Raw genomic sequence first — 11,954 nt, 5'->3', positions numbered from 1 at the left:
ATATTTAACTCTGCTTGAATATATCGATCGCTCCTGCTCTTGGTTGGCGATCGATTATTCAGCAAGCCCTAAGTACAAGTCTTAAATCTAAGTTAGCTGAGTTTGAAGAATTTGAAATAGAATTTACCAAACTTATTTATACCAAAAGCAAAACTAGAAATAAGAAAGTTATTACTTATATACTAAGTCGCTTTATGGGAAAAAACATTAATGGCTTACCTATAGATTATGAATTTACCAGCATCGAGCATATACTACCACAGTCTAAAGAATGTAATGAAGATGTAGTTGGATGTATAGGTAATTTAATACTCGTAGATAAAAAAACCAATAGTGAAGAGTTAAAAAATTTAGATTTTCAACAGAAAATAAAAATATTAGTTAACAAAGGTTATCCTCTTGACTCGGATTTATTAAATGCCAATCAGTGGACTGAAAAAGAAATCCTTAATAGAGCTAAATCAATGGCTCATAAAGCATTTTATCAACTTTGGAGTATATGAATAGGTGAAATCAGCTCACTATACAAGTCCGGTGCAACCGGACTTGATATAAGAACTAACAACCAAACAATAACCACTAACTACGAACTACTGACTGATAAAGCTTTTCTACCATTTGAGCCAAGCGTTTCATTGCAGTTTCAATCTCATCATTTGTTGCAGTCAAACTAATGCGTAAACACTCATGTTTGTGCTGCCAATCTTCCCGCAAACCGGGGAAGAAAGAACTTCCAGGCACGACAATTACACCCACTTTCTTCAACTCTTGATACAGTTCCCAATCAGTCATTGGCAAATCTTTCAGCCACAACCACGCAAAAATTGCTCCTTCGCCCCGGTGCAAAAACCACGGCAAATCTTTCGGCATTGCTTGTTCAAGAGTGCTTTCTACGATCGCAAATTTGCTTTGATAGTACGGGCGAATTACGTTGATGGAAATATCGGCAAGAGCGCCGGACGTAATGGCACGAGTGGCGATCGCCTGTCCGTATCTTGGCGAATGAATGCACATATTGGTCTGAAAACATTCTAATATTTGAATGAGTTTTTCATCGCCGATCGCAATTCCGATTCTTTCACCCGGCAATCCAGCTTTCGACAAACTCATACAGTGCACGATATTGCCGCCAAAAATCGGCGTCATTTCGGTAAAATTCAAGGACGGGAACGGAGGGCCGTAGGCGGAATCAACGAACACCGGCACGTCGAAAGCGGCCGCTAAATCGGCAATTTTCTTAACTTCGTCGTCGGTGAGAACGTTGCCGGTGGGGTTGCAGGGACGGGAAAAAATGACGCAACCGGTGCTTTGGTTGATCGACAATTGGCTGAAATCCGGGCGGTATTTGAACCTGTGGGCGGCTGCATCAATATCGAGGGTGGGTTTGCAAGCGACTACCGCTTCGGGAATCAAGCTAACGCCGCCGTAACCCGTGTAGTCTGGGCTCAGCGGTAGGACGATATTTTTAAGCTGTTTGCTGGTAGTGTAGCCCCCGAAAGCGTTGGCTGCGTAGAAGTAAATCGATTGACTTCCGGGAGTAATTAGGATATTGCGATCGGTCAAATTCAGTCCGTAACGCTGGTTAAAATCCGCCAATACCGCATTGATAAACGGCTGATAACCTTGACTGGAACCGTAGCGACAAACCACCTCGCCGTATTCCGGGCTCGCCAAAAGTTCAGCAGTGCAGTCGCGCCACAACTGCTCGACTTCCGGCAAAATCACCGGATTTCCGGCGCTCAAATTGATAAACTCCTGCCCGCTGCCGGCTCTGAGTGTTTCAATAATATCTTTCATAATTGCCCGAACTCCCGTGAGGTGGGACATCTGAGCGCCAAATTGAGTCAGGGCAGGGTTCATAGCAAATGCAGCGACAATGATAGAAGTTTACAGTTTACCCATGATAACTCCAGTCGCAGGCGTTAGCCTAGCTTGTCTGAGGCATGGGTTGTCGATCGAGCATCTGAATTAATGCAATAAACTCGATCGCACTGCATTTTGTTTTTTCCCCTGTGCGCGCGTCGGAGCATAAGATTCAGGGCATTTGTGGAGCTGGATCGATCGATCGAACAGTGTTTTTTTGCCTAAAAATTAGCGAACGGAACAGCAACCTCTAATTCAAGAGTTGTGGTAAGATTTCACGCCGTCGCGCCCGATGAATTGCCGATACTTGACAACAACCATTGCGAGAATCTAAAATTACCCGTAGAACCCGATCGCAACAGAATTTTATGGGGTCCTGTTACTGCTATAATTACAGGTTTAATCCAGCCTCAAGAATCAGATTTGTTGCTAGCTCATTTTCATGATTCGCGGTTTGCTGACAGCGGTGCATTTTATCATCAATCCGACTAAAGCCAAGATAGGTCGTAAGGTCACCCTTTGAGTGGCGTTACATAACAAATACATAAATTCCAACCAAAATTAACCGCCGTAAACTTCAACACAACAATGACACACTTTCCACTTATAGAATACGAGCAACTTACAGATCCTAAAGCCAAAGCAGTGTACGAAGAAATCTTGACAGACTTGGGGTTTGGCATCGTCCCCAACCTGTTCAAGTCAATGGCAATCAACCCTGACATATTAGAAGCAAATTGGAAAAAATTCCGGGGAACAATCCTGCAAGGAGACTTACCCCGCACGCTTAAAGAAATGGTCGGCGTCGCTATTTCCCAATCAAATAATAGCGAGTACGCTCTCCAAGTTCACTTGCACGGATTGTCAGCCTTGGGGATGAGCGAAGAACTATTGCGAACCCTAGTTTCTGACTTTGCCAACTGCCCTTTGCCAAAACGTGATAAAGCCGTAATTACCTTTGGCTTGCTGGCTGCTACAAAACCCCTGGAAATGACAGAGACTGATTACCAAAACCTGCGGGATTTAGGACTTGATGATTCAGAAATCTTTGAGATTATTGCGACAGCAGATTTGTTTAGCTTTGTCAACCGATATACGGATTCAATAGCCCTCGAAATAGATGCTTTGTAATCTATATTGTATACCCCTATTATGGGCGATCGGCTAGAAGATCAAGATCGAGAAGAACTTCTGTTGACAGCCCGCCGTTTGTTAGCAGAAGCTCAAGCGCTTTCCATCCGCATTTCCGCTGTCAACGAAGTTGCCACTGCCATTAACCGCACCCTTGATCTCAACCAAATTTTGCGGGTACTAGGCAAGCAAGCCAAATGGCTACTAGACTTTGAACACTGTAGCGTTTGCCTGCACAGCACTAACGCTTGCATGACCTTATTTGGCAGGCATATCCCTGTAGATATTGCAGCCCTCCCAGAGGGCGGCCCTATTCACAAGGCTTTCACAACACGTCAACCTCAATTAATTCAAGAAGCGGGTGCTACTGCTATTTTATCCCCCTACGCTTCGCAAATTATCCTTCCTTTGGAAAGCGAAGGTAAGGTTTTAGGGACAATTAATTTTGCCACAACCAAGTCGAGAGCTTACACTCAAGAAGACTTGCGGATTGGCTATCTTTTGGCTTTACAACTATCCTCAGCCATCCGCAATGCTGAACGTTTTAAAGAGATAAATAGGCTCTATTCCGATCTCGATGCCGAAAAGCACAAATCCGATCAGCTACTGTTGAACGTGCTGCCGGTTGAAATTGCCGAGGAACTCAAAAATAACGGCAAAGTGGAACCACTTTATTATGATAACGTATCGGTTTTATTTACTGACTTTAAAGGCTTTACTCAGTTATCTGAAAAAATGACTCCGCGAGAGTTGGTTGACGAACTAGATTATTGTTTTTCTTATTTCGATCGCGTGATGGATAAATACTCTATGGAAAAATTGAAGACTATTGGCGACAGCTATATGTGCGCGGCGGGAATTCCTACCCCTCGCCCAACACACGCCTTTGACGCTGTACTTGCTGCGATAGAAATTCGACAGTTCATGGCTCTGCGAAAAATACAGAAAGCTCAACAAAATATCCCTTATTGGGACATCCGCATTGGCATTCATTCAGGCCCAATACTTGCTGGGGTAATTGGCCATAAAAAGTTTTCCTATGATGTCTGGGGAGATACAGTTAATACTGCATCTCGGATGGAATCTTCCGGCGTGCCTGGAAATATCAATATCTCTCATGCAACCTTTGAATTAGTTAGAGATTTTTTTGAATGCGAATACCGAGGAAAAATTTATGCTAAAAATAAGGGCGAATTGGATATGTATTTGGTTCGCCACCTTAAATAAATTTGGGTATGGCTAATTGCTAAGGGAGGATGGCTAAGCGAGCCGTTACTCTATTTTAGATTTTAGATTTTAGATTTGGGAATTACTGATTACTAAGCTGAGGCGCATCTAAATTTGACAATTAAATTTGAGTAAATTATTGTGGGGTGGGCGTCCCGCCCGCCCTAAAATATAATTTAGATGCGTAGCAGCTTACGACGGTTTGGATCACTGGCTTACAGTTGCAGTTTTTTTAAACTGGTGTTAGATATGCAAATAAAACTCAACTATGAACTGAGAATATATCGCTCGAAGTTCTTTTTTCATAGTTCGGTATTGTATCGCAGTGCGCCAAACTATATTAAAATGATCGAGTTGTATATTTTATATTTTAATTATTTATGCGTATTTGGCAAGCCGATTTTTACCGCCGTCCTCTCCAAGATGAGGCGGGTAAACCACTTTGGGAACTCTTAATTTGCGACTCGGAAGGTAGTTTTCAATTTAGCGCTGTTTGCCGTCAGGGGGAAGCAAATTCTAATTGGCTAGCTTCGCAGTTGCAGCAGCAAGCTCAAACCCAAAATTTGCCAGAATTGATTCAAGTATTTAGGCCTCAGTCTCTGGGCTTAATCGAAGCTGCGGGCAAAGTGTTGGGCGTAAAGGTAGAAGCGACTCGGCGCACTGTGGCTCTGAAATTGCTGCTGCAACAACGCGCCAAAGAATATTCGAGTATGCCTAATTATACAGGTGAAACTTACAGTGCGATCGCCCTCGACTCGCCGCCGCCCGTGCCTTTACCCGAAAACCTCTGGGGCGATGGCTGGCGTTTTGCTTCCCTACCCGCTGGCGACATTGAAGAGGCTTTCCAAGGGCGTCCCCTGCCAATTTTGGAAATGCCAGAATTGCTGTTACCGCTGAATTTGGGCTTGGCATCAACAGTACCCGTACCGGGAGTGGTGATTGACGGCGGACGCCAGTCTATGCGGTTGGCTAGATGGCTTCAGGATGCCAAACCTTTCGCTTTGAATTATATTGCGGGAGAACCAGACGGATTGATATTGGAAGCTGGGTTAGTAGATAGGTGGGTTGTGGCTACTTTTGAAGATAGCGAGGTGAAAGCGGCCGCCCAAATTTACCAACAGCGCAAGCAATTAAGTAAAGGATTACATTTTTTATTAGTCCAACCCGATGATAGTGGCATGACTTATACAGGCTTTTGGCTGTTGAATTTTGAGCGATAATAAGATGTAAATAATATTATTTGTGATGTAGAGGGTTCGCGCGCCTAAAAATAGTAAAACACCGCCCGAACTCAGTTCCCGCCGATACAGACTCAAGCATAAATTTTAAAACAGCTTCTTGAGCTAGCAACAGATAGTGCTGCAAATTTATTCTACAACTAAAATCAAGCCGTTTTGGATGCCCTGACACACTCGGTTGATGTGACACTGGTCTTTTTCGTTCAGACCTTTCTGGGCTAGCATTGCTGATTTCAGCAGCCGTCTGTCAAGGGGGGTAATCTGGCGAAAAGCAAAGATGCGAGCGACGATCGCCTCGATCGAGATTTTGGGGAGGTTAGCAGAGCTGACTGTCATGGTCTTAACACGCTAAAAATAAGTAACAGAACTATGTACCTTTATTTTTAAAGATTTTGTGAAGGTACTTTGTGATTACAATCACATATATTTAGTGACAAAATAGTGTATGTGGGGTGACTGTTGTCACCAAATCTTCAATTATCTTTACCCCAACTTAACGATGGCCCGATAGAATCACTGTGGTAAAACTCCAGCAGAGGGTAAAAATGGCACAAGCAAAAATCGGAATTATCGGCGGCAGCGGTTTGTATAAAATGGAGGCCCTCAAAGATATTGAAGAGGTGAAAATTGATACGCCTTTTGGAGCGCCATCGGATGCCGCAATTGTGGGAACATTGGACGGTACGCCAGTAGCATTTCTGGCTAGACACGGCCGCAACCACACTTTTTTGCCCTCAGAAGTGCCGTATCGCGCAAATATTTATGCAATGAAGAGTTTGGGAGTTGAGTATTTAATCTCAGCGTCGGCGGTTGGTTCTCTGAAAGCTGAGGCGAAACCTTTAGATATGGTAGTGCCCGATCAATTTATCGATCGTACAAAAAATCGAGTTTCTACCTTTTTTGGAGAAGGAATAGTCGGCCACATCACATTCGGCGATCCGGTTTGCGGCGAATTGGCTAAAGTATTGGCAAGTGCGATCGAATCCTTGAACCTCGCCGACGTTACCCTCCACCGGGGCGGCACTTACGTCTGCATGGAAGGCCCCGCATTTTCCACAAAAGCAGAATCCCACCTTTACCGCAGTTGGGGGGCGACAGTCATCGGGATGACAAATTTGCCGGAAGCAAAATTAGCCAGAGAAGCAGAAATTGCCTACGCAACTTTAGCATTAGTCACAGACTACGACTGCTGGCACGAAGATCACGACAGCGTAACTGTAGAAATGGTAGTTGCCAACTTGCACCGCAATGCAGCAAATGCCCAAAAAGCCATTCAAGAAACAGTCCGGAGGTTAACAGAAAATCCCCCCGTTTCCGAGTCGCATTCAGCCTTGAAATATGCAATTCTGACTCGGCTGGATCAAGTGCCTGCCGCAACTAAGGAGAAAATGGGTTTGCTCTTGCAGAAGTATTTGTAGTTGAAATTAAGTTGCCATCATTAGGTTATAGGTGATTCCACAGGTGTAAGGTGTGCAGCGCGCACCCTACATCATGGGGAGAAGGCAGAAATATTTGTATATCTAGCATTCGTCCTGAGTCAAGAGTCAGAAGTCAAGAGTAAGAGCCATTGCCTATCAACTTTTTTAACAATAGACATCTCCGAAAATATCCAAAGCTCTTCTCTCGCTACTTTTGAATCTCTCGCACTAGGAAGCATCCCGATTTTGCAAGCAGTCGTTTTTTATGCAGTGGTAGCGATCGATCTCCCACTGCATTCATATATGAGCAATAATGGCAAGATGGGGTTGCAACTGCTGCACAGAAAGCGCAAAAGCTCAAAACGGACAATTTAAACTATGCTTGGCATTCCCGGATATCAGATTTTAACCCAAATCTATGAAAGCGAAAATTCCTTAGTTTATCGCGGAATTCGCGATCGCGATTCGCTACGCGACGGCTACGCCGAACCCCTACCGATCATCCTCAAGCTGCTGAAAGAAGAATTGCCAACGCCAGCACAACTGCTGAGATACCAGCAGGAATACCAAATCAGTCAAACTCTGAATTTCTCAGGCTTTGTTAAAGCTTACAGCTTAGAAAAATATCATAATTCTCTTGCCATCGTCTTCGAGGATGAGGGCGCTGAATCTTTAAGTTTATGGCGGCAGCAACGTCAGATAACCTTAGCGGAATTTCTCCCCATCGCTATCAAAACTGTCGAGATGTTGGGTGAGATTCACAGCGCTAATATTATCCACAAAGACATTAACCCATCTAATATAATTATCAACCCCAAAACCGGGGAAGTCAAAATTATTGACTTCGGCATTTCGACAGTCTTGTCTATAGAAAATCCTACCCTAATAAGTCCCAACGTTTTAGAGGGAACTTTAGCTTATATAGCACCCGAACAAACCGGAAGAATGAATCGCGGCATCGATTACCGCGCTGATTTTTATTCCCTAGGTGCAACTTTTTACGAACTGCTAACCAATCAACTGCCTTTTGAAGGTAATGACGCGATCGAATTAGTACACTGTCACATCGCTAAACAACCCCTTCCGCCCCAAGAAGTCCATCCAGAGATTCCTAAACCTGTTTCAGATATCGTAATGAAACTGTTAGCAAAAACCGCAGAAGAGCGATATCAAAGCGCTTGGGGAATTCAAGCAGATTTAGAGTTATGTCTCACTCAACTGCAAACTCAAGGCAAGATAGAAGACTTTCCTATTGGTCAGCACGATATTTCAGATAAGTTTCAAATTTCTCAAAAACTTTACGGCCGAGAAACAGAAATAGAAAGCCTGCTGGCGGCATTTGAGCGAGTTGCAGGTAGCTTGCAGGAAGAAGCAGAAAGTCTAACCTCAGACACTCAGCCATCCCCCAACAGCCGACCACATTCCGAAATGATGTTAGTATTCGGATATTCCGGCATTGGCAAATCAGCATTAGTACAAGAAATTTACAAACCCATTACCCGAAAAAAAGGTTATTTCATCGCCGGAAAATTTGACCAGTTTCAGCGAAATATTCCTTACAGCGCCGTCATTAAAGCTTTTCAAGAATTAGTGCAGCAATTGCTCGCAGAAACAGAAGTCAAACTCCAACAGTGGCGCGAAAAAATATTAACAGCAGTTGGAGTTAACGCTCAAGTCGTTATTGATGTAATTCCCGAATTAGAATTAATAGTGGGCAAGCAGCCAGAATTAGCCGAACTTCCTTCCGCTGAATCCCAAAATCGGTTTAATTTAGTATTGCATAACTTCATCCGCGTATTTTGCAAGCCTGAACATCCCTTAGTCATGTTTCTCGACGATTTGCAGTGGGCAGACTCCGCAAGTTTGCAGATGCTTCAATTGATAATCACCGACCCAGATATGCAATATCTGTTTCTGATTGGTGCTTATCGGGATAATGAAGTCACTGCCGCCCATCCGCTGATGTTAACAATTAATGAGATTCTGAAAACTGGATGCGTAATTAATTCAATTTCCCTTTTACCTTTAAAGTTAAATTATGTCAACTATTTAATTGCAGATACTCTTAAATGCCATCTCGAAAAAGCCCTGCCCTTAGCAGAGTTAGTCCTGCAAAAAACTCAAGGCAATCCCTTTTTTATTAACGAGTTTCTCAAATCACTTTATGCTGAGAAACTGTTGAAATTTGGACCCACCTCTCCGAAGATTGAGGGGGCCAAGGGAGACTGGCAGTGGGATTTAGAGCAAATTCAAGCCAAGGGAATTACTGACAATGTAGTCGAACTGATGGCAGGAAAAATTCAAAAACTGTCCCAGGCAACACAGCAAATATTAAAATTTGCTGCTTGCATTGGCAACCAATTTGACGTAAAAATGTTGGCGATTGTTAGTGAAAATTCAGTAAAAGCAACTAACGAGAAACTTTTGGAAGCAGTTAGGCAAAATTTAATTATTCCCGTGGGGAATGATTACAGATTTCTAGAATTAGAGCAAAGTTCAGAAGATTTAACTGTTTATTACAAATTTTTGCACGATCGCGTCCAGCAAGCCGCCTATTCTCTAATTCCCGAACCAGAAAAGCAAGTTGTCCACTATCGAGTCGGACAACTTTTGTTGGAAAATACTGCGCCGGAACAGCGACAACATAAAATATTTGATATCGTCAATCACCTCAACTTTGGCAGCGAATTAATTGCCACGCAGCCACAGCGCAATGAACTGGCAGCGCTCAACCTTTTAGCAGGCAAAAAAGCCAAAGTTTCCGCTGCTTATAAATCAGCACTAGATTACTTCGCGGCGGGCAGGCAATTATTAAGTGCAGACAGTTGGCAAACCCAATACGACTTAACGCTGAATCTCTACGAAGAAGCAGCAGAAGCCGCTTACATCAGTACCGATTTCGAGCAGATGGATGAATTAGCAACTTCCGTGCTGCAACAAGCCAAAATAGTGCTCGATAAAGTAAAAGTCTATCAAGTAAAAATTCGCTCTCAGTTAGCCCAAAGCCAGTTCCAGCAAGCATTAGACACAGCTTTATCAGTGCTAGAACTGTTAGATATACATTTTCCCAAACAGCCCAATACGACAGATATTGAGGCGGCGCTGCAAGCAACTCAGGCAGCGCTAACAGGCCGAGAAATCGAAGATTTAATCGATTTACCACTGATGACAGCCCCGGACAAATTAGCAGCCATGCAGGTGATATCCAGCACTCTTGATGTTGCCTATTTTTCCTTCCCAAAACTCCAGCCTTTATTGATTCTTAAACTGGTAAATTTATCCCTGGAATATGGCAACAATCCTGATTCTTTGCCCGCTTATGCCCGTTGTGGAATGCTTTTTAGCGCGATTTTCAACGACATAGAATCTGGCTATCGATTTGGCGAACTGGCTTTAAATTTGCTGGAGCGAATTAACGCCGGCACAGTTAAAGCACACACGCTTCACTGCGTTAATGCTTTTGTCAAACATTACAAAGAATCGGTTAGGAAAACTTTAAAGCTGTCGCATGATGGTTGGGCAATCGGTTTGGAAACCGGAGACATAGGAAATGCCTGCCACAATGCCAGTGTGTACTGCTGGCATAGCTATTTTGTTGGCAAAGAACTCACAGAATTGGAAAGAGAAATAGCTGCCTACCATGGCATAATACGCCAACTCAAGCAAGAATTTGATTTGACCAGCAATGAAGTAATCCGGCAGGTAGTTCTCAATTTAATCGATCGCTCGGAGAATCCTTGCAAGCTAATGGGGGAAGCATATAATGAAGACACGCAGTTGCCTATGATGCTGCAAAAAAACAATCGTAGTGCAGTTTTTATTATTTACTTGCAAAAAACGCTTCTCTGTTATCTCTTTGGAGAATTTGCTGAAGCTGTAAAATATGCTGACTTAGCAGCGCCATATTTAGCTGGAGTGGTTGGTTCGCTTGTTGCGCCCCTCTTTTATTTCTATGATTCTCTGGTGCGACTTGCGGTTTACTTTGATGTCAGCCAGAGCGATCGCGAACAAATTTTAGAAGAAGTAGCCGTCAATCTGGATAAACTGAAAGTATTGGCAACTCACGCACCGATGAATTACTTGCAGAAAGTAGAACTAATAGAAGCAGAATTGTGCCGCATTAAAGGGGAAAACTTTGAAGCAATGGACTGGTACGATCGTGCGATTGCCACCGCTGGAAAAAACGAATACATCAACGAAGAAGCCCTCTCCTACGAACTAGCTGCCAAATTTTACTTATCTAAAAATAAGACATTGATTGCCAATACCTACCTGCAAAATGCCCGCTATTCTTATCTCCGCTGGGGTGCAGCAGCCAAAGTTAAAGACTTAGAAAAACGCTACCCTCAGCTATGGCTGAGACAAACATCAACAGGTACAAACCTTTCTGCCATAACCACATCCCTTCCGCCAACATCCACAGGCAGCAGCAGCTCATCAATGCTTGACTTTACCACAGTAATCAAAGCATCGCAAGCAATATCCGGCGAAGTAGTATTAGCATCCTTGCTGTCAAACTTAATTAAACTTACCATTGAAAATGCCGGAGCTCAAAAAGGTTTTCTTATCTTGCTAAACAGCAGGGGCGAACTCAGAATTGAAGCTGCCGGAGACGTTGACGGTTCCGTCCAAGTCTTGCAATCTCTTGCTGTTAATAACAGTCAGGAGCTCCCGACATCTATTATCAACTATGTCGCAAGAACTCAGTCAGATGTAGTTTTAAACGATGCCGTCCGCGAAGGAACCTTTACCGCAGAGCCTTATATTGCAATTAATCAACCCAAATCAGTATTGTGCGCCCCCATCATCAATCAAGGCAAACTCATCGGCATTTTGTATCTAGAAAACAATCTCGCAACTGGCGCTTTTACAGCAGACAGATTAGCAGTATTGAACATAATTTCTGCCCAAGCTGCTATTTCCCTAGAAAATGCCCAACTTTATCAAACCCTAGAGCAAAAAGTAGAAGAACGCACCGCACAATTAGCCCAAGCTAATAGAGAAATATTGGTTTTGAACGATCGGCTAAAAGTAGAAAACCTTCGCATGAGTGCCGAACTAGACGTAACCCGCCGCC

General features: G+C 43.5%; 9 protein-coding genes. 7 read left to right on the top strand and 2 right to left on the bottom strand.

All coding sequences use genetic code 11. The features are described from left to right. Window positions 1-14: 14 nt before the first annotated feature. Entirely contained in the window at window positions 15-503 is a 489-nt protein-coding gene (locus tag QUA57_RS26890; RefSeq protein ID WP_333064779.1) for an HNH endonuclease family protein, read from the top strand. A gap of 76 nt (window positions 504-579) precedes the next feature. Here the strand turns inward: QUA57_RS26890 and QUA57_RS26885 are convergent, their stop codons facing one another. Further along, window positions 580-1,860 (bottom strand): valine--pyruvate transaminase, encoded by a 1,281-nt coding sequence (locus QUA57_RS26885; RefSeq protein ID WP_333064780.1) that lies wholly within the window; start codon window positions 1,858-1,860, stop codon window positions 580-582. 267 nt (window positions 1,861-2,127) lie between these two features. Here QUA57_RS26885 and QUA57_RS26880 point away from each other — a divergent pair, with 267 nt between their 5' ends. The 4 genes from QUA57_RS26880 to QUA57_RS26865 all read left to right on the top strand — a co-directional run bounded on the left by QUA57_RS26880 (window position 2,128) and on the right by QUA57_RS26865 (window position 5,441). Next, complete coding sequence (locus tag QUA57_RS26880) at window positions 2,128-2,355, top strand: hypothetical protein (protein WP_333064781.1); 228 nt, start codon at window positions 2,128-2,130, stop codon at window positions 2,353-2,355. A gap of 96 nt (window positions 2,356-2,451) precedes the next feature. Next, a complete protein-coding gene (locus QUA57_RS26875) occupies window positions 2,452-2,994 on the top strand; it encodes a peroxidase-related enzyme (protein WP_333064782.1) in 543 nt (180 codons plus the stop codon). 6 nt (window positions 2,995-3,000) lie between these two features. Next, window positions 3,001-4,221 (top strand): adenylate/guanylate cyclase domain-containing protein, encoded by a 1,221-nt coding sequence (locus tag QUA57_RS26870; RefSeq protein WP_333182839.1) that lies wholly within the window; start codon window positions 3,001-3,003, stop codon window positions 4,219-4,221. 380 nt (window positions 4,222-4,601) lie between these two features. Continuing rightward, on the top strand, window positions 4,602-5,441 hold the full coding sequence (locus QUA57_RS26865; RefSeq protein WP_333064784.1) for a Tab2/Atab2 family RNA-binding protein: 840 nt from the start codon (window positions 4,602-4,604) through the stop codon (window positions 5,439-5,441). A gap of 147 nt (window positions 5,442-5,588) precedes the next feature. Here the strand turns inward: QUA57_RS26865 and QUA57_RS26860 are convergent, their stop codons facing one another. After that, complete coding sequence (locus QUA57_RS26860; protein WP_333064785.1) at window positions 5,589-5,795, bottom strand: hypothetical protein; 207 nt, start codon at window positions 5,793-5,795, stop codon at window positions 5,589-5,591. A gap of 209 nt (window positions 5,796-6,004) precedes the next feature. Between QUA57_RS26860 and QUA57_RS26855 the strand changes: the two genes are divergently transcribed. Together QUA57_RS26855 and QUA57_RS26850 are read left to right on the top strand one after the other, a co-directional pair. Continuing rightward, window positions 6,005-6,877 carry an S-methyl-5'-thioadenosine phosphorylase gene (locus tag QUA57_RS26855; RefSeq protein WP_333064787.1) on the top strand — a complete coding sequence of 291 codons (873 nt, stop codon included), beginning with the start codon at window positions 6,005-6,007 and terminating at the stop codon, window positions 6,875-6,877. Window positions 6,878-7,255: 378 nt separating this feature from the next. Beyond that, a partial coding sequence (locus QUA57_RS26850; RefSeq protein WP_333064788.1) for an AAA family ATPase occupies window positions 7,256-11,954 on the top strand: 4,699 nt, incomplete at its 3' end.

The sequence above is a fragment of the Microcoleus sp. Pol7_B2 genome, assembly GCF_036701035.1.
GTDB lineage: Bacteria > Cyanobacteriota > Cyanobacteriia > Cyanobacteriales > Microcoleaceae > Microcoleus.
This window is presented reverse-complemented; position numbering and strand designations above follow the sequence as displayed.